Origin of the sequence: Bradyrhizobium sp. 27S5, assembly GCF_037217225.1 — a bacterium.
Lineage (GTDB): Bacteria > Pseudomonadota > Alphaproteobacteria > Rhizobiales > Xanthobacteraceae > Bradyrhizobium > Bradyrhizobium septentrionale.
Window position 1 is genome coordinate 1,181,648 of sequence record NZ_CP147714.1, and the last position, 22,676, is coordinate 1,204,323.

The following is a 22,676-nucleotide window of genomic DNA, read 5'->3' on the forward strand; positions in this document are numbered from 1 at the left end:
GCTCTTGGAGATGCCGCTTATCCCATCGCCTGGACGAGATCGTCGACTGAGCGGGTCGAGACGCCCTGCACATAGGCTTCCTGAACTACGGCGGTGAGCGCCTTCTCGGCCATCCGGCGCGGCTCCAGGAAACCCGGGTAGTAGGAGCCCTTGCGCAGCTTGGGGATGCGAAGCTCGACCGTGCCGGCCCGGGTCTCCCAGGTCCGGTCGCGGTAGCCGTTGCGCTGGGCCAGCCGTTCGGGGTTCTTCTCGCCGTAGGCCGCCCGGTGTGGCCCTCGACTTCCAGCTCCATCAGCCGCTGGGCGCAAAAGCCGATCATCTCGCGCAACAGATCGGCATCAGGGGTCTTCTCCACGAGCGTGCGCAGGTTCATCATATCGTCGGTCATCGGTGGTTCCTCGGTTGCGTTGGCGTGTCGCAACCCGATCCTACCGGCGAATCGCCGGTGACCACCGCAAAGCCGCCCGCCCGCTACGGCGCTATTTGAGGCGCGCGTACGGGCGGCTTTGCTCTACCGAGCTACACCATCACTGGGACACGACCGGATTCTCATAGAGCAGTTTCTCGGTGGCTCGCGCATCATCCACATGTACGGGAAAATACGAGACGATGTAGCCAACGCTATTCAGGTTGACTGAGAAGCAGAGGGCACGGTCTTAGAAGCTGCGTTCGGCCGTGGCACCGGCGAATGTCATATGAGAATGAAGCACCTTCTTGATGTGGTACATGCTGTGTCAGCGGGGTTGCGTGTGATCGATCCTCACGACAAGCAGGAGTCGTACCAGCAAGGTCGTTGCCAGCACCAATGTCTGTCCCTCAACTGCTGTGACATCGGCCAATGAAACGCCTTCGAATGCCACGACATCATCTGATGAAACGTTCGCCCAGAATGGCCAGGAACGGAAGCTCGCCTTCGTCAGCGCATCCGTCGACCGCCGGACGACCAGTCCGGATCGCCTCGTGAGGCCAGCTTCGCCGTTTGTGGTGCAGGCCGGCACAGTCATTCCGGCCGCTCTCATCACGGGCATTCGATCCGATCTACCGGGGCAAATCACGGCGCAGGTGACGGAAGCTGTCTATGACAATCCAACGCGGCGAGCTCGAAGGCTGATCGGCACCTACGACAGCCAGGCGGCATTTGGCCAGTCGCACGTACTGTTGGTTTGGACGCGGCTGATTATGCCGAACGGGCGTTCGATCGTCCTGGAACGGCAGCCTGGCGCAGATGCATCTGGATACGCCGGCCTCGAGGACGAGGTCGACAATCACTGGAAAGAGCTCTTGGGCGCGGCAGCGCTTTCGACACTGCTGGCTGTTGGCACGGAGGTCAATTCGGGCGCGGACGCAGGCAACACCAACAGCGACCTCATTGCTGCGCTCCGGCGTGGAGCGGAGGATTCCGCAAATCAGACAGGACAGCAGCTGGTTCGCCGCAATCTCAACATCCAGCCAACGTTGACGATCCGCCAAGGATTCCCGGTGAGGGTGATCGTCAACCGCGACCTGGTGCTCGAACCATATAGAGGATAACGCGATGGCCAAGCTCAAGCTTGGAGCGATCGAAGACGACAAACCGATCAAAGTGGCGCACGAACTGCCGGCAATCGTCCACCGGGACCTCGCTGCCTACGCTGAAATCCTGGCCCAGGAAACGGGACAACCCGTTCAGGATCCAGCCAAGCTGATCGCACCTATGCTGGCGAGTTCATGGCGGCGGACAGGAGCTTTCGCAAAGCTCGGCGCGCGCGTTAGCGTGCGAATGGAGGCGAGGGGTAGCGCTCTGACAGCAAGTTCAATGCGGCCAACTTGGGTTGTCGTTGTCCGCTCGCGAATATGCCCAAGAGTCGAGCCGGCCGCGGCCGGTTCCGTCGCGCATTCGCGTAGAAGAGGCTCGCATACGATTCCTGCGTTCGTGCTAATCAGGCTCGCGGCGGCGGCTGACACCGTGGCGCTCGATTTTTGGCGCCTTCAGGCTAAACTAGCTTGGAAAACAAAAAATCCCCAAAGGCTTTCCGTCTCTCGTAGTTCTGCATCGTCACGCTATCGCCGTGGGTGCTGATGACGGACTATCGCTGGGCATGGCTGAAGAGGAATATTGGCGCGTTCCAACCCAATGATCGATCGCGGCTCAGCATCGACTTCAGATTGCGCTTATCAACTGTCGACTTCGGCGGAGTAGAATAACACATCCGCGATCATGATCATTTTGCGTCGTGATGCAAGCCGGTTGATCCGCATGCTGGCCAGCATGTGCCGGGACTTACATGTTGAGGATCCAACCGGTCGCTGTGTTGAGAAGAAGGCCGTTCACGGAATACATTATTACCGAGTGGCCTGGGCTGACGGACGGCCGGGAGAGTCGCCGCGGACTCGTCGTGCAGGATTGCCTTCCCTTAAGCCCCCACTTGCCGGGGATGAGCTGGATCACTCTGGTGGCCTTTATTGCTCTGGCCGAGATACGCCCGGTACGCCAACTTAATGCCTTCCTCCAGTGAGGTCTGGGCACGCCAGCCGAGCCTGGCCAAATGGCTGACGTCGAGCAGCTTGCGCGGGGTGCCGTCCGGGCGCGACGTGTCGAAGCTGATCTCACCGCGATAGCCGACGGCCGCCGCCACCAAGAGTGCGAACTCGGCGATAGTGATGTCTGCGCCGGTGCCGATATTGACCAGGTCCGGCGACGAATAGGTCTTCATCAGGTGGATGCAGGCGTCGGCGAGGTCGTCGACATAGAGGAATTCGCGGCGCGGCGTCCCGGTGCCCCACACCACGACGTTACCAGCGCCTGAGACCTTGGCCACGTGGAAGCGGCGGATCAGCGCGGCGACGACGTGGCTGTATTCGGGATGATAATTGTCGCCGGGACCGTAGAGGTTGGTCGGCATCACGCTGATGAAATCGGCTCCGTACTGGCTGCGATAGGCCTCGGCCATCTTGATACCGGCGATCTTGGCAATGGCATAGGGCTCGTTGGTCGGCTCCAGCGGACCGGTCAGCATCGAATCCTCGCGCAGCGGCTGCGGCGCCAGGCGCGGATAGATGCAGGACGAACCGAAGAACATCAGCTTCTCGCAACCATTGGCGTGCGCCGCCTGGATCACGTTGGTCGATATCGCGAGATTGTCGTAGAGGAATTCGGCCCGCAACGTGTTGTTGGCGACGATGCCGCCGACCTTGGCGGCGGCGAGGAACACGGCCTGCGGCCGCTTCGCGGCAAACCAGGCGTTGACCGCGGCCTGGTCGCGCAAATCGACCTCGCTGCGCGATACCGTCAGCAGATCGGCCTGTTCGCGCGCCAGCCGGCGCATCAGCGCCGAGCCGACCATGCCGCGATGGCCGGCGATGAAGACCGTCTTGCCGTTCAGTTCAAACGCCGTGCTTGCCATGGGCCGCATCCTGCTTGGCCTCAGCGAGATCGCTGGCGACCATCTCCTTCACCAGCTGCGCGAATGGCGTCTTCGGCGCCCAGCCGAGCTTGGCGCGTGCCTTGCTGGCATCGCCGATCAGGAGATCGACCTCGGTCGGGCGGAAATAGGTCGGATCGATCTGCACCAGGGTCTTGCCGGACGCCTTGTCGACGCCGACCTCGTCGACGCCCTTGCCGCGCCATTCGATGCTGCGGCCGACCTCCGCAAACGCCAGCTCGACGAACTCGCGGACCGAGCGCGTCTCGCCGGTCGCGAGCACGAAATCATCAGGCTCGTCGGCCTGCAGGATTTTGTGCATGCCTTCGACATAGTCGCGGGCATGGCCCCAGTCACGCTTGGCATCGAGATTGCCGAGATAGAGCTTGCTCTCGAGGCCGACCTCGATGCGGGCGACGGCGCGCGTGATCTTGCGCGTCACGAAGGTCTCGCCGCGGATCGGGCTCTCATGGTTGAACAGGATGCCGTTGCTGGCGAACATGCCATAGGCCTCACGGTAGTTCACCGTGATCCAGTAGCCGTAGAGCTTGGCGACGCCATAGGGCGAGCGCGGATAGAACGGCGTCGTCTCCTTCTGCGGCACCTCCTGCACGAGCCCGTAAAGCTCCGAGGTCGAGGCCTGGTAGAACCGCGTCTCCTTTTCCATGCCAAGGATGCGGATCGCCTCCAAGAGGCGCAGCACGCCGATGGCGTCCGCGTTCGCAGTATATTCCGGGCTCTCGAAGCTGACCTGGACGTGGCTCTGGGCGGCGAGGTTGTAGATCTCGGTCGGCCGGATCTGCTGCATCAGCCGGATCAGATTGGTCGAATCCGTCATGTCGCCGTAGTGCATCAGGAACGGCACGTTGCCGGCATGCGGGTCCTGGTAGAGATGGTCGACACGCGCGGTGTTGAACGAGGACGACCGGCGCTTGATCCCGTGCACGGTGTAGCCGAGGCCAAGCAGATATTCGGCGAGATACGCGCCGTCCTGCCCGGTCACGCCGGTGATCAGCGCCACGCGCCGCTTTGAATTCTGAGCCGCCATGGTCTCTATTGGTTGCGCCGTAAAGAGCCCCCCTTAAGAACGCCAGTTGTGAAGCGGCTGCGAGAGATCTAGATGCTCAAGCGCGCTCCACCCGCAACTAGAGGAAAGCGATCGTCAGCTCCGATCATACACATCATATATTCATGTACACTACATACATTGATTTATACCGATCCGGCAGTTGCTCCCAATATTAAAATCATTCGGACCTGGCTTATCGTGGCCGGATAAAGCGACGTGCTGAGGTTAGCCAGTTGCAAGTGAGGAGATCGGCATTGCATTGATAGAATCGCAGCATGCAGGCCGACACCCAGCCACAGCCTGTGCATAGATAGTCGTCCGTTAACAAGCGGGATTGAGGGCGACTGGGGTTGCGAAGGCGCGCCAAAGGACGATCAGGATGAAGCGCAAGAGCTTCCTGAGCCAGGCGAGGACGCGGCGGAAGTTATAGCCGATGGCGGAGAGGATGACGTTGGCCGCATCGCCGGCACGGCAGGTAGCAGCGGCCGAGGTGACCATCGACTTTCAGGTGTCCGATGATGGGTTCGATGGCGGAGCGGCGGCGCAGCTCGCGCTTGATGACACCGAAGACGCCGCGCTTCTGGCCAGAGATGAAGACGCGACGGGGATTTTGTGCGTCGTGGCCGCGATATCCCTTGTCGACATAGGCCCGCTCGATCGCGCAGCCGGTGAGTGTCTCGGTGCGGTCGATGACGTCCCGCAAGGTGTGACCGTCGTACGGGTTATCGGGTAGCGCCCTGGCGTGCAGCACGAACAGGCCACCGTGAGCCCGGCGGTTGTTGGTGACGATAGAGGCTTTGACACCGAACTCGTAAGGCGCGGCTGCTTTGCCCTTGCCGATGCATTCCACCTCCGGGGCGTGGAAGGAATAGAGCTTCCAGCCGCGCTGGCGCTGCTGCTGCGCGCGAATCTGCGTGGCCCGGCTGAGCGAGAGGGCGAACGCGTTCTCGAGCACAGCCTGACCTTCGATCTTGCAGCGGATATCGCGGATGATCCGGCCCAGCCGGCTGCGCAGCTGCCGGTGATGCCGCTTGAATTGCTTGGCATGGGCGTAGCGTCCAGCCATCATTGCCGCGGTCTTGGCAATGCGAAGATAGGACTGCCGCAGCTTGACCCCGTGCTTCCTCGCCAGGCGGTTGGGCCCCTTGATCGCCGCGTGCAGCAGCTTGGCGTCGGTCGGGAAGGTGATCGCCTTCGGCTGCACGGTGGTATCGACCGTGACCCGCTTGAGGTCTTGGCTGCGTAACGCGCCGGCCTCGTGCGCCACCCGCAAGCTCTCGGCCAGCAACAGCTCCAGCTTGTCGCCGAGCCGCTTGCGCCAGTGGCTCAGGTCCGAGCGCTCGTGCGGGAACGCGTGCTGAAAGAACTCTTCGCCGGTGAAGTACTGGAAATACGGGTCGTGGACCCAACGCTCGCACACCCCCTCATCGGCAGGCCGTAAATGTGCTTGAGCAGCAGCAGCCCGATCATGAAGCGGGTCGCGATGCCTGGCCGACCGTTCTCGCTATAGAGCGGCGCGATCTCGCCGTCGATCCAGTCCCAATCGACCTTGCCGGCGAGCTGAACCAGCTCGTGCTTCATATTGATGATCTGGTCCAGCCTGGCCCGGAACAGATCGCCCGATCCCGTCGTCTTGTGCTTCTTCGGTCGCATCGCCACCTCCGATGCAACGACGGAATCATGACTGGCGATTCGACGGAATCCCGAAAATGAAACTGCAAGGTTCCGATGTCCGAAGCATCAAAGCCCTGCAATCCGAACAATCCAAAACGACAAATGCAACTCAATCGCTTAGCCGCTCTTCACGGACGACTAGATATCGCAGCCCACAATGCGTACCGCTCACTCAACTTCCAACAGAACACTCAGCCTAGGGCGCAGCAAGCTCATCGACCGTATCGATGACAATCGCTTCTGCTGGTGCAGGAAATACGGGGAGCTTGCAAACACTTGTATAGTTCTTCGAACGTTTCGACATCGAAAGTTTACCTTCGTACAATCGAGCTATCGATATTGATCGCTTAGTCTGATCTCGACAAGCGGAGCATGCATCTGTCCGAGTATCGCATGTTCGCCTGAACGAGCGCGACAAACATTTCCAGTAACAAATGGCAACACACGCTAGAGCAGCCCCGCAACTATGTCGACAGCAGACCATTCGGAAGCCGCGGCTTCGCGAACTTGGGGTGCATTGATCAGCATGTGTGGAATTGTCGGCATCCTGGGGCGTGGTCCGGTCGTTGGACAGTTGGTCGCTTCGCTCGAGCGGTTGGAGTATCGTGGCTACGACTCCGCAGGCGTTGCGACGCTCGAAGGTCTCCGTATCGAGCGGCGCCGCGCTGAAGGCAAATTGAGAAACCTTGCCGAGCGGCTGCACCGGCAGCCGCTATCGGGTCATATCGGTATTGGTCACACCCGATGGGCGACTCATGGAAGGCCTACCGAAAGAAATGCCCATCCGCATGCGACGGAAAATGTCGCGGTCGTTCATAATGGGATCATCGAGAATTTCCGCGAGCTGAGAGCCGAACTGGAACAGAATGGAGCTCATTTCAGTTCAGAGACCGACACCGAGGTGGTGGCTCATCTCGTTGAATCCTATCTCATGAATGGCTACTCGCCACAGCATGCGGTGCAGGCGTCGGTGCTGCGGCTGCACGGAGCCTTCGCGCTGGTATTCCTGTTCAAAGGCCACGACGATCTTTTGATCGGTGCGCGCAAGGGATCACCCCTTGCGATTGGGCATGGCAATGGCGAAACGTATCTAGGATCGGACGCGATCGCGCTCGCACCCTTGACCGATTCCATTGCCTATCTTGAAGATGGCGACTGGGCCGTGCTTACCCGCACGACTTGTGTGATCCACGACGCGGACGGCACTATCGTCCACCGGGAAACATCAAAGTCAGGCGCGTCGTCACTCCTGGTAGATAAAGCGAATTACCGCCACTTCATGGCTAAGGAAATCCACGAGCAGCCGATGGTGGCCGGGCAGACATTGGCTCATTATGTCGATATCGGCGCCGAGCGCGTAGCCCTGCCGCTGACTCTACCGTTCAACTTCAATTCGATTCAGCGAATCTCGATTACGGCCTGCGGCACGGCGAGCTATGCCGGTTACATCGCCAAATACTGGTTCGAGCGGTTAGCACGCCTGCCGGTCGAAATCGATGTGGCATCCGAGTTCCGTTACAGGGAGGCGCCTTTGCGTAAGGGCGATCTCGCGATCGTCATCTCGCAGTCGGGGGAGACTGCCGACACACTGGCTGCGCTGCGTTACGCCAAGAGCCAGGGTCTGCACACGATATCTGTAGTCAACGTCCAGACCTCGACGATTGCGCGTGAGAGCGAATCCGTGTTGCCCACGCTGGCGGGACCGGAAATCGGCGTCGCCTCCACCAAGGCGTTCATCTGCCAGCTAGTGGTAATGGCGGCGCTTGCCCTGGCAGCAGGCAAAGAGCGCGGTAAACTGCACGAGATCGATGAATCGAAGCTTGTCCGCGAGCTTATCGAAGTGCCGCGGCTGATTGCTGCGGCGCTGTTGATCGAGCCGCAGATCGAGAAACTCGCGCGTCATGTCGCCAAGTCGAGCGATGTGCTCTATCTCGGCCGCGGCACATCGGCCCCCCTGGCACTGGAGGGTGCGCTCAAGCTGAAGGAAATCTCGTATATCCATTCAGAAGGCTACGCCGCTGGCGAGCTCAAGCACGGACCGATTGCATTGATTGATGAGACGGTGCCCGTGGTGGTGATCGCGCCATACGACGCGGTCTTCGGAAAAACTGTCTCGAACATGCAAGAAGTCGCGGCTCGCGGCGGCAACATCATCTTGATCACTGATGCGAAGGGCGCTTCGGAAGCGACGGTGGATACGCTCATGACCATTGTGATGCCGGACATGGGTGGAAGCTTTACGCCCATGGTTTATGCCATCCCGGTTCAGCTTTTAGCCTATCATACTGCCGTCGTTATGGGGACGGATGTGGATCAGCCGCGCAATTTAGCAAAATCGGTCACCGTCGAATAGCCGGCCGCGGCAATGTCGAGGTGCTTCTCCGTTGTCTAGCCATCAGGCTGCGGTGGCTGCCCCATCTGGTGGATTCAAAATCCGGAAAGGCTGTAGTCTCGCGCTTATCCATGGTTGGTCATGGTTGGCGGATACTTGGTTGTCGCCAATTCTGGTAACTGTTAGCAGGCCGTGCGCTCCCCCGGACTTATCGAGACTGCAATCTGGGCATACGTCTAGCATGGCGCGCGGCATCAGAAGGAGAGCGTTCGACGGCTGATTCAATCAGGAGAACTATCGATCGAACCCGCTCCTGATAGGCTGACATTGCGAGCCATGCTCGTAGCCTCACCAATCCCGGCAACGCCAATGCGACGTGCATTGGTGCCGCTTTAGGAAAGCTTGCCGAAAGGATGAGAGGGCATTCACGGTCGAGCTATCGCTGAAAGTTGGTGACGGCGGGAATCGGGAAGGCGGCATATCGTGGGGGTGCTTGACGCCTCCACTTCTCCACCGAAGGAGCGATATGCCGTGTCCAAAGATAACATCATCAAGTTGATTCAGCCAGGAAACGTCGACGATCAACTCACCGAAATCTTGCGCAATGGGGCGCGTGCTCTGTTGGCCCAGGCGGTCGAGGCCGAGGTCGCGGACTTTCTCGGCAAGCATGCCGATTTGAAGACTGCGGACGGCCACCAGCGCGTCGTGCGCCACGGTCACCTGCCGGAACGCGAGGTGATGGATGGTATCGGTCCGGTCGGCGTCCGCCAGCCGCGTGTACGCGATCGCGAGGCGGAGGCTACCGATCCCGACCGCATCCGGTTCTCTCCGTCGATCCTGCCGCCCTACATGCGCCGCTCGAAATCGATCGAGACGCTGCTGCCGATCCTTTACCTGAAGGGTATCTCCACCGGCGACTTCTCCGAGGCTCTGGCGGCGCTGCTCGGCAAGGATGCTGCCGGGTTGTCGGCATCCGCCAGCGGCCGTCTGAAGGACGGTTGGCTTGACGAACACACCGCGTGGCAGAGGCGCGATCTGTCGGCGAAGCGCGACGTCTACATCTGGGCCGATGGCATCCATCTCCAAGCACGCCTCGAAGACGAAAAGCATTGCATCCTGGTGCTGATCGGCGCGACGCCGGAAGGCCGCAAGGAACTGGTCGGCCTCACCGATGGCGCCCGCGAGAGCGCGCAGGACTGGCGCGATCTGCTGCTCGACCTGAAGCGGCGCGGGCTCGGCGTGCCACCGCGGCTCACCATCGCCGACGGCGCGCTCGGGTTCTGGAAGGCCGCCGGCGAGGTCTGGCCGAAAACGCGCGAGCAGCGCTGCTGGGTACACAAGACCGCCAACGTGATCGCCAAGTTGCCGAAGAGCCAGCAGCCTAAAGCCAAACGCGCGTTGCAGGAGATCTGGATGGCCGAAACCAAGGCCGCCGCCGAGCTGGCGTTCGACGCCTTCATCGAGAGCTATACGCCCAAATACGAGAAGGCGGCCGACTGCCTGAGCAAGGATCGGGACACGCTACTGGCGTTCTACGACTTCCCGGCCGAACACTGGAAACACCTGCGGACCATCAATCCCATTGGAAGCACCTTCGCTACCGTGCGCCACCGCACGATAGCCTGTCCAACAGAACGGCGCTCGCGATGGTCTTCAAACTGCTTGAGGCCGCGCAGAAAAGCTGGCGTCGTCTCGATGGCCACAACCAGTTGCCAAAACTCGTTCTCGGTGTGACATTCAACGACGGGATCGAGGTCATCGCCAAACCGACTGACCGTCAGCCCATACCCGCCGCCGCCTGACCGGCCGCGCCGTCACCAAAATTTGGCGATAGCTCTTCACGGTCTCGCGTCAGGTTTTGGTAAGGCAGTCAGCCTATCAACTCCGCCGGGTCTAACAAGCCTGAACCAAATGCGGAAGTGTATGCCCGCTGGGAGCATCAATCGCCATGTATAATCGGATCAATGGCTCCAATCCTCACGCTTTGTCGAAGCTGACGAGCAAGGGGATGCAAACAGCTTCGCGGATGCGTTCGCCAATATGCGCTTGGCCGCGCCAGGCCCCAGTGGCAGCTCATCGTCGGCAACAAGACCGTATTCGCTCGTTCAAAACCCTCCTGTGGTGGAGATCAATAGGCTCAGACCTATCACGGCGAAGAGATCAAGTACATCGCCGACAACCCGCAAGAGTACTCAGATTTCGTGTCCGCAAGAGCAAGGCGAACTGCGGAAATTGCTGAGGACTATGGAACAACTCGAGATTCCGATAATGCGCGATACTTCAGCTGCCAATTAGGAAACAAGAGTGTCGGGCTTCTAAGAATGGAAGGCGGCGACAGCATGACAGAGTTCGACGTCAAGCGATGGCGGGAGCTGTTTCCTGGGCGAACGGGGACTACCTCGAGTGTAGATCTTCAGGTCGTTCATCCGCTTGTCGAGAACGCTGGCGATATTCTGCTCGAGCATCGACTTCGAATGGACGGTAAGGCCGTTGCTCAATTTGCGTCCGGCTAATCCAGAAGCAGGAGCCGGTGCGGAGAAGTTGGGGTTTGTCGAGGTTGACGCCGACAAATGGTCCTCGACCCAGAGACGTCAGAAAATTGGATAAGGAACAGTGATGGTGAATGGCGGCGAAATGGCGCTGCCGCGCGATATCTTTCCGAAATTGGCAACTGTGAGAACGGTGATACCGAGATCGCAGAAGGCTCAGCGACATACGATTGCGAGGATGATTTTATGTGACTAGAGTATAGTTGCGTGGAACGTATCTCGTCGTGCTCTTCGCGCCGTCTTTGCTGCGCTAGGCGGCCTTGGGGAAGGCTCACAGTCAGAAGAGCTCCTGCGCAGAGAAGATGGTACGCAGACTGAGCCGGCCGGCGTAGTCTTCGCCGAGCTGCTAGTGCCTGGTGCGCTCTGTGACAGCATTGCACAAGCCGATAGATCGAATTGGCGGCGTCGTAATAACTTTACGAGGCGCGGCCAAGATCCGCCCGGCCGTCGAAAGGAGGCCGGGCATTTTGCACGCAGATTATGTGGGGTATCTGGAGGCAAAGGTCTTCCGGGCGATCTGATGAGGCCCAAGAGTTCATGAGGAGCAAAGGAGCAGCCTGAGATAGGGCGTGAAGGAGCTACGGAGCGATTGCTGCCTCCCAATAGACAAGGAGGATAGAAGCTGTGACGGCTGTGACGGGCGGCGCGGTGAACAGGAGCTCGTCCCACAGAGCTTTTCGCCCGACGACCAACATCGATGATGAACAAGACGCAAGCAATTGGTTCGAAAATGCTTTCCGGAGAGCTCCTGGGCTGAGCAGAGCTCTTTCGTTGTTGAAAATAGTATGCTTGCTGCACGAGACCGAGCTAAGCAAGCGCGCGAACCTGTCGAATCCTGTCCGGGAGGAGGATCACCCTGAGCACCAGCCTACGGAGATTGAACGGATCCGGGAGTGCCGAGTACCGCGAGCCTCGCGGCGGCAACGTTGGTCTTGATCAACGCGGCTAGCGGGCGGAGCACGTCAAAGGATCAATAAGCCAAAGTAAGAAATCGACCGCTGGTGATGCCGGCCGATTTCGGGGAGTTCATTCCAGTAGATCGTACGAGCTCGAGATAGGATTTCAACATGCAGGTCTTGAACCCTGCTTGAGCGAACTCGCGGGTGACGAGCCTAAAAAAGCGGACCAACCAATTAGACTGGAGCGCGCGGACCCAGCCTCTGGGAGTTCTAATTACAGGCGCAGCGTGCTCGGCGCCAAGAAGCTGATCGATGTCGTGTAACGTGAGAAGTGCGCAGATTGGACATGAGGTTGGCGGTCTTCTGGATTAGGTGTGCCCCCCGTCGCGATTCTCCTGCAGTGCAGCATCGAGGCACTCGATCAGCGTATGCCCGGCGAAGGGCTTGGCCAGAAAGCCAATCGCTCCCGCGTCCAGGGCTGAGGTGCTCACGCGGTCGTTCGGGAACGCAGTAATGAAAATGAACGGCACACGGTGACCCCTCGCCCGCATTTCTGCCAACAGGTCCAAGCCGCTCATAACCGGCATCTGCAGATCCGAAATTACGCAGGAGGTTTCGTTCAATCGCGGTGACCTCAAGAAGTCCTCGGCCGACGCAAACGTTTGGACGATGTAGCCACGCGATTTCAGAAGGTTCTCTGTCGCCGCGCGGACCGACGCGTCGTCGTCAACGACAGATATTAAAGGCGTGCACAAGACGTGCCCTCCGGACGCGGGAATGGCGGCTGCCGCAGCATTAGCCACCCTCGGCGAAAAGTGGGCTTGAGTGTTGAAATTGTAAAATCATACTTAGGTTTGTTCGGGCCGATTTGCGCGGATGCTCAGCGTCTCAGTCATTCTGATCAAATCCGCGAGCGACCGGGCGCGCATCTTTTTCATTACGTGTCCACGGTAGATCTTGACCGTAATCTCGGCGAGCCCCAGTTCGGCGGCTATCTGCTTGTTCATCAGGCCGGTAGCGACCAGCTTCATCACCGCCTGCTCGCGCGGGCTTAAGGTGTTAAATAGAGCCTGCAGTTCCGCGACGGTCTGCTCAGCCTTCCGTCTTTTGCGATCACGTTCGGTCGCGGCGACCACGGCGTCAAGCAGCTCCTGATCGCGAAACGGTTTGGTGAGAAAATCGACGGCTCCGCCTTTCATGGCCCTGACGCTCATGGGAATGTCGCCATGGGCGGTGATGAAGATGATCGGAATATGAATGTTCAACCGCGCCAGGTCAGCCTGGAACTCAAGTCCACTCAGACCTGGCAGCCGGATATCAAGAACCAGGCAGCTAACAACATCGGGAAGCCCGCTCTGTGGCATTTCGCGGGCCGATCCGAATGCAACGACGTCCAGGCCGACCGATTGAAAAAGGTTCGTTAGCGACCGACGCATCGAGACGTCATCTTCGACAACGAAGACTGTCGCATTTGCCGACGCTTCAGCTTTGCTGCCTTCGCGCGGGGGGGAAGGGCGTTCGCTCACGGCACGAGCTCCTTGTGCAACGGCAGGTCAAACCGAAAGCTCGCTCCCGGCCCCTGCTTGCGAACGACTGAGAGGCGCCCTGCATGAGCTTCCACAATCGAGCGGCAGATGGAAAGGCCCATGCCAAGGCCACTCGACTTTGTCGTGAAGAAGGGGTCTAATACTCGGTCGGTATCATCTTCAGCGATCCCGACGCCGCAATCCGTCACGGTAACCTGCACATATCCCGTGCCGTCCTCCGACGACTGAATCACCAGTTCGCGCGTCCGGTCCGTAACTCCGTCCATGGCTTCGATCCCATTCATCACCAGATTGATAATCACCTGTTGCAGCTGAATCCGATCACCGAGGATTGCGGGCAGCGCTTCCGTCAACTTGGTCTTTAGCGTCACTCGGTGGTTAACCAGCTCACGTGCCACCAGAGCAATAACATCCTTAACGACATCATTGATATCGAGCGGTACCATCTCGATCTCGCCTTTCTTCGCAAGTGCGCGAATCCGACGGATCACCTCGCTTGCCCGGATTGCGTCTTCGATTATCCACTCAACCGAACAGCGAGCGGCGGAAAGGTCAGGTGTCTGGCGGCCCATCCAACCGAGGCACGCGTCGGCGTTGCTGATAATCGCGGCGAGTGGCTGGTTGATTTCGTGGGCGATGGAGGTTGTCAGCTCTCCTAGCGTCGTCACACGCGTCACATGCGCAAGCTCCGCCTGCGCCTTTCGGAGCTCTTGTTCGGTTTGATCTCCGCGAATCAAAGCGGTGATGTCGGTGCTGACGCCGCGGTAGCCGAGGAAATTGCCGTTTAAATCAAAAAAAGGCTTGCCGCTCGTCCGGACGTAGATCGGAGATCTCATACGATTGACAGTGCGGTAGACCAGATCCCGAAACGGAAGATGCGCCTCCAGCGTCGCCCGATGTTGCCGCCACTTCTCAGGTTCTTCCTCGACGTCGCACGCGATGTCCCAGCGAGGCAGGCCTATCAATCCCGTCGCCAATATTCCCGCAGCGCTGGTGTGCTCGGATAAGTGGGTGACCTGATGATCTGGTCCCGTCTCCCAGAGCCAGTCGGAAGCTGTTTCGGCGTAATCGCGAAAGCGCTGCTCGCTTTCGCGCAGCGCGGCAAGTGTGTTTTCCAAGCGTTCCCTAGCGGCGTATTGCTCGGTGACATCCATGTGTGTTCCGATCAGTTCGCGCACATTGCCATCGCTGCCGACCACCACATGCGCGACGGAGTGTATGCGTCTTATCCCGCCATCTGCTAGAAGGATTCGAAAATCATACTCGAAGCGCTCTTCCTTGCCTTCGATAGCCTGGCGCTGCACTTCCTGAAGCCGCGGCAGGTCATCTGGATGAACGCGCGACCGAATGGTCTCGATCGATACAGTCTCTTGCGGTTCAAAGCCAAATAGACGGTCGACCTCAGCGGAGCGATACACAAAGTCGAGACTGTAGAGGTCCCAGGACCAGCTGCCCGTGTGACTGAGACGCTGGGCCTCGGCCAAATAGGCTTCGCTACGGCGTAGCTGCTGTTCTACTTGCCTTGCTGCCGTGATATCCGTCGCTGCGCCGACAAACTCGATGTCACCGGTGGCAGTTCTTGTTGCTCGCACCCTCGCGTGGATGTGCTTCACCGAGCCGTCCGGCAGCAGCAACCGGTATTCGTGCTCGAAGTCCCTTGGGTCTCGCATCGCTCGATCGATGATCTCTTGGACCGAAGCTTTATCGTCTGGATGGGTACGCTCGACAACCAGTTCCGGCCCAGGAGCCGTCTGCGGGTCCAATTGGAAAATTCGAAAGTTCTCCTTTGACCAAAAGACCTCGCCGGTAGCAACGTTCCAGCCGAAGCTGCCTGTGTGGCTCAACTCCTGCGCCTGAGCCAAATGGGCTTCGCTCCGCTGCAGGGCAAGTTCGGTTCGCTTTCGCTCCGTGACATCTTCGCACGCTATTAGGACAATGGGCTGGTCATCGGCCCAGAGCATGGCTTTAGCGTTTTCACGTACCCACAGTACCGAGCCGTCTTTCCTGATTTTCTGGACATCCCAGGTGCGCGATTGGCCGATATTTTCAAGGCAGGTGCGAACGCATTTGTGAACGAACGCCCGATCTTCCTTGAGAAAGATTCCCAGCACGGATTGGCCGATCAGTTCGTCGCGAGCATACCCGAGTTGTGTTGCGCCGAAGGTATTGACGTTGAGGACCGTACCGGCTTCATCGAGCATGAAGTACATGGCCGGGTTGTGCTCAAAGATCGCGTGCCACCGTTTTTCGCGATCCTTCAAATCGGCCGCGCCGCGCCGCAGCTGGGCCGCAGCCTCATGCGCAGCCTCTCTTTCCTGGCGGACTCTTCCGATCAGGTGTGTTCCAACGATCGAGACCGTAAGAAATGCGACGACCACCGGAAGAGCTTGGGGGTCGTCAATCCGTAGACTGAACGCCGGCGGCGCAAAGCAGTAGGCCAAAGCAGCGATGGCTAAGACGGAAAGCGCGTATGAAGCGACAGAGCTGCCGATCAACGAAAACAGCAATATCACCAGCAGATAGACGAGCGCCATCGCGGCGAAATGCGTTTGAAGGTAAAAGGAAGCTAGCGTCACCACCGCCAGCGTTATGCTGCCGAAGGCAAACTGCGTGGCCGAACGTTTGAAATTGCTGATCTGATTATGCATTCTTCGACCATCCGGCCGTTATGCGGCAGGAGAGCTATAACATTCTAGGCAAAAATAAGGCAATCCTTTCTGCCCCAGAGACGCTCACGAGCATTTCCGGGATCGATTGCTTACGGTTGAACTGAGCACGTACCGAAGAAAGGCGCATTACAAACGTACGTATAGTTGTCCTAAACCATCCAATATCGCGCGCTGACATGCGTACAACCGAGCCCGGGCTATCTGTTTTCCTTCGCTATTTGAAACGCTCGCGGGCGCGTGAGGCTGCGGCCGAGTACAGCTGCGTGGCGCCAAGGCACATCAAGGTCAGGGTCACCGGCCACATCAATTCAGCTAAGCGCTGACGCTGAACAATGCGGCAGGCCTTCTGCCTATGCGGAGAGCAGCGAAAAGCTGTGGAGCGCCGTGACGTTACCCTCTGGGATCCATCTCATGCTGGTGAAGGGGGCAATCTGGTCCACCGTGATCACGTCCATCGCGGTCTCTTCCGCAATGCGCACCGGAACAAGCCAGATGATCGAGTTGCGCCAGCGTGGTCGCCGCCACATTGTGGGTCGGACATGGCGGGTTCAGTAGCCACGTACCAACCGTTTCATGGGCGGACCGGGTACCGTGGACCGTCACGCCGCACAGATTCTGTCATTAACCGTATGGTCTGGCTCGGCCAACGTTGCCCCGGCATTTGGATGGCCAGGAGCTGTACCTCAAAAGGCGCGCCTGGAGATGGCTGCCGAAAACAATGCTCTCTTTTCCCTTTATATGTGAGGATCTTTCTCAGAGCGGTTGCCTGGACCGCAGCGCAAAGCAGGCGGTCCGAGATCGCGTGAGAAAACGCTCCGGTTTGCAGTTCAGGTCGGCTGAGCCGATCTGAACTGCGAAGAATCAGAAGTTTGGGCAACACTCGCGTTCGACGCGTCTTGTAATCACGGATAAAGTCCGGGGCCTACCTCCTTGTGCTTCTAACGTCGATGCTGGTGGAATCGGCGGGCTGGTTGAGGCGGGCGTGCAGCGTCCCGTGCTTGAGTTCGCCTTCCCACCAGGAGACGAACACAGCTGCGATGCCGTTGCCGGTGATATTGGTAAGGGCGCGTACCTCGCTCATGAACTTGTCGATCGAGAACACGATTGCCATGCCCGGCACTAGCGTTGGGTTGACCACCGACAACGTAGCAGCGAGCGTGATGAAGCCCGCGCCGGTGACGCCGCTTGCCCCCTTCGAGGCCAGCATTGCCACGAGCAAGATCGTGAGCTGCTGGCCAAGAGTGAGATCGACCCCGAGCGCCTGGGCAATGAACAAGGTCGCAAGCGTCATATAGATGTTGGTGCCGTCGAGGTTGAAGGAGTAGCCGGTTGGCACCACGAGGCCGACCACGGGCTTGGAGCAGCCCAGCCGCTCGAGCTTCTCCATCAATTGCGGCAGCGCGCTTTCCGAAGACGAGGTGCCGAGCACGATTAGAAGCTCATCCTTGATATAGGCAATGAACTTGAAGATCGAAAAGCCGACAAGGCGCGCGATTAGGCCGAGAACGACCACTACAAATATCGCGGCCGTCGCATAAAATAGCGCGATCAGACCGATCAGATTGCCGAGCACCGCCGGCCCGAACTTGCCGATCGTGAAGGCCATTGCGCCGAACGCGCCGATCGGAGCCGCTTTCATGATGATAGCGATCACGCCGAACACCGCGTGCGCAACGTCGTCAATCATGCCGCGCAGCCGCGCTCCACGCTCTCCCAGCGCCATCAGCGAAAAGCCAAACAGGATCGCGAACAGGAGCACCTGCAGAACATCGCCGCGAGCCAGGGCGCCGACCACGGTATCGGGAATGATATTGAGAAAGAAATCGACGGTTTTCGAGGCTTCCGCCTGCTTGACGAAATTGGCGACTGCCGCAGCGTCGGGTTTGACGGCAATGCCACGGCCGACTTGAACCAGATTGCCCATGACAAGGCCCAACACCAAGGCAAAGCTGGAGACGATTTCGAAGTATACCAGCGCCTTGACGCCGACGCGCCCAACTTTCTTTGCGTCCTGAATATGCGCGATGCCGGATGCAACGGTGCAGAAGATGATCGGCGCGATCACCATCTTGATCAGCTTGATGAAGCCGTCACCGAGCGCCTTGACCCAGTCGTTGGTCGCGACCGATGGCCACTGCCATCCGACGATGGCGCCAATCACGATAGCGATCAACACTTGGACGTAGAGAATTTTATACCAGGTTTGTGACGCGCGCGCAGGCGCCGCAGTTGCCATAGTGGTCATGACGCTTCCTTCCCGAATTCCCTCGAATGTGAGCCGCCGCGTCGTGAGAGCCGACGGCGTCATACGAGGCTGTCCTTTTGGCCGTAGCCTTGTCCGATTGAAGACGGTTCCGGGAGCCGGCGCGTCATTCCAAAGGCAGGCATTCAGTCACGTTATCTTTTTCGGCAAGCAAGATTTGCACCAGACGCTAATCTGCGGCCGATCAAACCAGGCATAAGCCGTCTATCTCTTGATGAGGTTATCTGAATGCTCGGACCTGCGTTCGCATGTTCGAATGGAAGGCGTTGCGCTGGGTGACGTATCTCTTGCTCTGGCAGGGCACGTAAGCCGAGTCGCGTCTCGGCGTTGAAGCTTGGTGTGATCGGAATGTGTCGAGTGCCGAGTTGATGCAGCAGTGCGTCGCATTGGTAAAATCGATTGTTTGGATCGCAGGTATCCGCGCGATGGAAGCTTGGCGACATCTGAGCGTCAGATCGAGATTCTTTTGGGCGCGTTATCTCCGTCTGGCGGGCCGCACGCTCAAGAAGCACCGGACATATGGCGCAGGGCCAACGTATCGAAGAATTTGGCGGTCGCGTCATCTACGCACTGGATGAGCTGAAAGAGCTGAAAGCGTGGGCCGATCTCGCTGTCAGGGCGTCAACGTCCGAACCCGGTAAAGGCATCGTTACTGCCGGCCAAGAATCGCCCAAGGCTGCGCCCTATGCACGCCAGGAGTCACGGTGATCGCCGCACGAGAATAGCGACGATGCAGGACTGTGATGCAGCAGGATGTGCCGTCTGGCGATGTCCCGGGAGTTTGACCAGCTGATGCCTCTCCATCGCCGGCCGGGACATATAGGGTTGATAAAATCAAATCGTGTATACATGCTGCCATTACGACGACGATTTGGACTGCAAAAATTTCACCATAATGAGCATATTTCCCGCGAAATCTCGAATTGGTGTATACACTAACTATACAGAGAAGCGAGGTTGCCGCATGAGCTGTTGCTTTCCGACCAATGCCTGTACGCGGCCGCTTGGGATGCCGAGGTCAAGCAGGCGCTGTTGCCGCGCACGATCTGCGGCAGGCACGCCGTAATGTATCGGCGGGCCGATGGTGAAGTGGCGGCGCTGGAGGATGCCTGTTGGCATCGGTTGGTGCCGCTCTCAAAAGGGCGGCCTTGAGGGCGACAGCGTTGTCTGCGGCTATCATGGGCTGAAATTCAATGCGCAGGGGCGCTGCACCTTCATGCCCTCGCAAGAGACAATCAATCCCTCCGCATGCGTGCGTGCCTATTCCGCAGTCGAGCGCAATCGCTTCATTTGGCTGTGGATGGGCGATCTAGCGCTGGCTGACCCAGATTTGGTGCCGGACATGCACTGGAACGACGATCCTGCTTGGGTCGCTGATGGTGAGACCATTCACCTCAAATGCGACTATCGTTTGGTCGTCGACAATCTCATGGACCTGACGCACGAGACCTTTGTGCACGGGGCCAGTATTGGCAACGACGCCATCGCGGAAGCGCCGCTTGACGTCACGCACGGCGAGAAGACTGCCACGGTAACGCGCTGGATGAAGGGGAATACCCCCGCCGCCGTTCTGGTCGAAACAGTTGCAAAAGCCTGGTCGGGTGGTCCGCTGGCAAATCATTCGTTTCGAGGCGCCGTGCACCATCAATATCGACGTCGGGGTGGCGCCCGCCGGAACAGGAGCGCCCGAAGGCGATCGCTCGGCGGGTGTCAATGGTATGGTTCTCAACACCATCACGCCCGAAACGGAGACCAGCTGCCATTATTTCTGGGCATTCGTACGTAATTACCTCTTAAGCGAACAGTGTCTGACCACCGAACCCCGCCAAGGCGTTTCCGGCATCTTCCGGGGGGATGAGTTATTCTCGAGGCGCAACAGCGCGCCATCGACGAACATGCCGATCGGGTCTTCTACAACCTCAACATCGACGCTGGCGCGATGTGGGCACGCCGCCTGATAGATCCATGATCGACGCGGAAATCCGCCGCAGCACCGGCAAGCCGCGGAGTAGGACATGGCCGAGCGTTACAGCGATCGCTCTGTCTCACAGACGGTGCGTGCCCAGCTCAGTTTGCGCGATCTGATTCTGTCGGGTGATTTGCGGGCCCGGCGAACGGGTCTCCGAATTGCAGGCTGTGGAGGCGACCGGCGCCTCGCGCACTCCGGTGCGAATGGCGCTGGTTCGACTGCAGGAGGAAGGGCTTTTGGAAGCGATCTCTTCCGGTGGTTTCATGGTAAAGGCATTCTCCGAGCGTGATGTCGTGGACTCGATCGAACTGCACGGCACGCTCCAGAGGCTGGCCGCACGCGTTGCCGCCGAGCGGGGTGTTTCATTGCGCGATCTCGAACCCTTGAAAGGTTGTCTTGACGAGACTGACGGTCTTGTGCGGCAGGATCCAATCTCCGTCCAGACTTTCTCCTCCTACGTCGCGCTCAACGCGCGCTTTCACGCGCTGCTGACGGAATTGTCGCGCATCCGCACTTGATCAGGCAGGTCGATCGCGCGTCCGCATTACCGTTCGCCTCGCCTAGCGGCTTTGTGATGACACAATTGACACTGCCGGATGTGCGCCACACACTCCTAATTGCGCAGGATCAACACCGCGTCGTAATCGACGCAATCGAAAATCGAGAAGGCGCGCGCGCCGAAGCAATCATGCGAGAGCACGCGCAAGTGGCGGCGCGCAATTTGCGCTTGGTGCTCAAGAACAAGACGCATTCCGACCAGCTGCCGGGACTGGCGCTCATTAGGATGGCAGGCGATTGAAGGGAGCTGCATGCGGTTCATTGAAAGCTGGATACCCGCAACCCTCGTTGCGACATGCGATCTGACGCCTTCGATCCGCGAGCTGCTGATCAAGCCGGACAACTTTGATGGCGCGACCTATCCGGTGGGCAGCCATATCAATGTCGCCGTCACTGTCGATGGACACGGCCGGAGACGCGGTCCTACTCCTTGGTCGGCGAAGTCGACCGGGCGGGCTATGGCATTGCGGTGCGGCGCGTGGAGGACTCGCGCGGCGGCTCGCAGTACATGTGGTCGCTCGCGCCGGGCACGCGGCTGACCATTACATTGCCGGTCTCACTGCTGTCGATAGACTGGGCGCGCCGGCACTACTGCCTAATCGCCGGGGCATCGATATTACGCCACGAATAGGGGCAGCTCAAGCGATAGCCCGCCGCGATAGCCAATTCACTTTACATTATGCCGTGCCTTCTCGTGATCAAGCCGTCTATCTGGATGTCCTCGCCCCCTTGCTGAACGAGAGACTTAATATCCATGCAAGCAACGAAGGGCGTCGGCTCGATTTCGATGACTTGTTCGCCTCGCTGCCGCCTGACGCCTTGACACTCTTGTGTGGTCCGATGCGGATGCTCGATACGGCCCGCCGGGCTTGGACCGGCGCAGGGCGCGCACTATCGGACCTACGCTACGAGACCTTCGGTTCGAGTGGCTCGCTGCCGACTGAAGGTTTCCGGGTGTGCCTTGCAGATCGTGCCATCGAGCTAGTGATTCCGCGCGATCGCTCGTTGCTCGATGTACTCAATGCAGCGGGTTACGAGGTGATTGCGGATTGCCGGCGCGGGGAGTGCGGCGTCTGTGCGATCGATCTCGTCAACATCGACGGTGAGCTTGACCACCGCGACGTCTTCTTCAGCGAGCAGCAAAAGCGCGCGAACGCAAAGATCTGTGCATGCGATTCTCGCGCTCACGACACGACCACCCTCGATATACTTCATCGCCTGGACACGATATAGGCTCGTTGCAGCGCTTGTTTCGGCAGTGGGTCCTAGTCCAGCGCTCGGAACAACTGGCGCATGACCACGCATGGGACTGTGGCGCGGTTGCCGGCCGTCATACCTGCTAGCGTTTAAGGAACGGCTAATCAATTCTTCGAAGCAGGAGATGCACGCGAGGATTTCCGTCGAGGAACGTTATGAGACCCCAAGGGCATCTCGCGCACGTCAACTCTGCAATTTCATTGTGCGGCGCTGTCCGCTCGAGGACAATGATGCCAGAAAGCTGACAGAGCGTTAGGTCCACTCCACAGCAATGCCCGCATCTATGCGCGTTTTTCCTCACGTTGAGCACGGAGTGCATCACATTTGGCAAGCGGCACAGACATTGCTGGACGAAGACAGGAGCTGCTGTTGAAGCGGCCCTGTCACAGGAGTCTCCGATGAGGACTGCGATTTCCGCCCTCTTGCCCTCTCTCGCAGAAACGACGCGCGTCAATATGGCACCCCTCATCAAGTTCCGCATGCCGACGG

8 protein-coding genes and 8 pseudogenes are annotated in these 22,676 nt (G+C 59.1%); 8 read left to right on the forward strand and 8 right to left on the reverse strand.

The features are described from left to right. Positions 1–17: 17 nt before the first annotated feature. Positions 18–308 carry a transposase gene (locus WDM24_RS44355; RefSeq protein WP_414645692.1) on the reverse strand — a complete coding sequence of 97 codons (291 nt, stop codon included), beginning with the start codon at positions 306–308 and terminating at the stop codon, positions 18–20. A gap of 457 nt (positions 309–765) precedes the next feature. Here WDM24_RS44355 and WDM24_RS05750 point away from each other — a divergent pair. Together WDM24_RS05750 and WDM24_RS05755 are read left to right on the forward strand one after the other, a co-directional pair. Beyond that, positions 766–1,530, forward strand: a pseudogene (locus WDM24_RS05750) (TrbI/VirB10 family protein); the annotation flags it as partial. A gap of 4 nt (positions 1,531–1,534) precedes the next feature. Beyond that, positions 1,535–1,752, forward strand: a pseudogene (locus WDM24_RS05755) (DUF2274 domain-containing protein). A 641-nt stretch (positions 1,753–2,393) separates the two neighbouring features. Here the strand turns inward: WDM24_RS05755 and WDM24_RS05760 are convergent. The 3 genes and pseudogenes from WDM24_RS05760 to WDM24_RS05770 form a co-directional block, all read right to left on the reverse strand. Then, positions 2,394–3,383 (reverse strand): GDP-L-fucose synthase, encoded by a 990-nt coding sequence (locus WDM24_RS05760; RefSeq protein ID WP_338830707.1) that lies wholly within the window; start codon positions 3,381–3,383, stop codon positions 2,394–2,396. Then, positions 3,364–4,449: a GDP-mannose 4,6-dehydratase gene (gene gmd, locus WDM24_RS05765; protein ID WP_338695909.1), complete on the reverse strand. Its 1,086-nt coding sequence runs from the start codon at positions 4,447–4,449 to the stop codon at positions 3,364–3,366. The genes WDM24_RS05760 and gmd overlap by 20 nt, the downstream gene beginning before the upstream one ends. A gap of 342 nt (positions 4,450–4,791) precedes the next feature. Next, positions 4,792–6,123 (reverse strand): annotated as a pseudogene (locus tag WDM24_RS05770) (IS5 family transposase). A 547-nt stretch (positions 6,124–6,670) separates the two neighbouring features. Between WDM24_RS05770 and glmS the strand changes: the two are divergent. Together glmS and WDM24_RS05780 are read left to right on the forward strand one after the other, a co-directional pair. After that, a complete protein-coding gene (gene glmS / locus WDM24_RS05775; RefSeq protein ID WP_338695911.1) occupies positions 6,671–8,497 on the forward strand; it encodes a glutamine--fructose-6-phosphate transaminase (isomerizing) in 1,827 nt (608 codons plus the stop codon). Positions 8,498–9,007: 510 nt separating this feature from the next. Then, positions 9,008–10,278, forward strand: a pseudogene (locus WDM24_RS05780) (IS256 family transposase). Positions 10,279–12,292: 2,014 nt separating this feature from the next. Here WDM24_RS05780 and WDM24_RS05785 read toward each other — a convergent pair. The 4 genes from WDM24_RS05785 to dctA form a co-directional block, all read right to left on the reverse strand. Continuing rightward, a complete protein-coding gene (locus WDM24_RS05785) occupies positions 12,293–12,679 on the reverse strand; it encodes a response regulator transcription factor (RefSeq protein WP_207835033.1) in 387 nt (128 codons plus the stop codon). Between the two features lie 93 nt (positions 12,680–12,772). Further along, on the reverse strand, positions 12,773–13,450 hold the full coding sequence (locus WDM24_RS05790; RefSeq protein ID WP_176529024.1) for a response regulator transcription factor: 678 nt from the start codon (positions 13,448–13,450) through the stop codon (positions 12,773–12,775). Next, a complete protein-coding gene (locus WDM24_RS05795) occupies positions 13,447–16,119 on the reverse strand; it encodes a PAS domain S-box protein (protein WP_338830708.1) in 2,673 nt (890 codons plus the stop codon). Before WDM24_RS05795 ends, WDM24_RS05790 begins: the two co-directional genes overlap by 4 nt. A gap of 943 nt (positions 16,120–17,062) precedes the next feature. Next, positions 17,063–18,385: a C4-dicarboxylate transporter DctA gene (dctA, locus tag WDM24_RS05800; protein WP_207835035.1), complete on the reverse strand. Its 1,323-nt coding sequence runs from the start codon at positions 18,383–18,385 to the stop codon at positions 17,063–17,065. A gap of 443 nt (positions 18,386–18,828) precedes the next feature. Between dctA and WDM24_RS05805 the strand changes: the two are divergent. From WDM24_RS05805 to WDM24_RS05820, 4 pseudogenes are all read left to right on the forward strand, one after another. After that, positions 18,829–19,111, forward strand: a pseudogene (locus WDM24_RS05805) (DNA-binding protein). A 256-nt stretch (positions 19,112–19,367) separates the two neighbouring features. Next, positions 19,368–20,415 (forward strand): annotated as a pseudogene (locus tag WDM24_RS05810) (Rieske 2Fe-2S domain-containing protein). Positions 20,416–20,418: 3 nt separating this feature from the next. Further along, positions 20,419–21,171 (forward strand): annotated as a pseudogene (locus tag WDM24_RS05815) (GntR family transcriptional regulator). Positions 21,172–21,181: 10 nt separating this feature from the next. After that, positions 21,182–22,163 (forward strand): annotated as a pseudogene (locus tag WDM24_RS05820) (PDR/VanB family oxidoreductase). Positions 22,164–22,676 lie beyond the last annotated feature (513 nt).

Excerpts from the sequence above, each read along its gene's own strand:
- WDM24_RS05760 (WP_338830707.1), bottom strand. The coding sequence starts at position 3,383 with ATGGCAAGCACGGCGTTTGAACTGAACGGCAAGACGGTCTTCATCGCC.
- gmd (WP_338695909.1), bottom strand. The coding sequence starts at position 4,449 with ATGGCGGCTCAGAATTCAAAGCGGCGCGTGGCGCTGATCACCGGCGTG.
- glmS (WP_338695911.1), top strand. The coding sequence starts at position 6,671 with ATGTGTGGAATTGTCGGCATCCTGGGGCGTGGTCCGGTCGTTGGACAG.
- WDM24_RS05795 (WP_338830708.1), bottom strand. The coding sequence starts at position 16,119 with ATGCATAATCAGATCAGCAATTTCAAACGTTCGGCCACGCAGTTTGCC.
- dctA (WP_207835035.1), bottom strand. The coding sequence starts at position 18,385 with ATGACCACTATGGCAACTGCGGCGCCTGCGCGCGCGTCACAAACCTGG.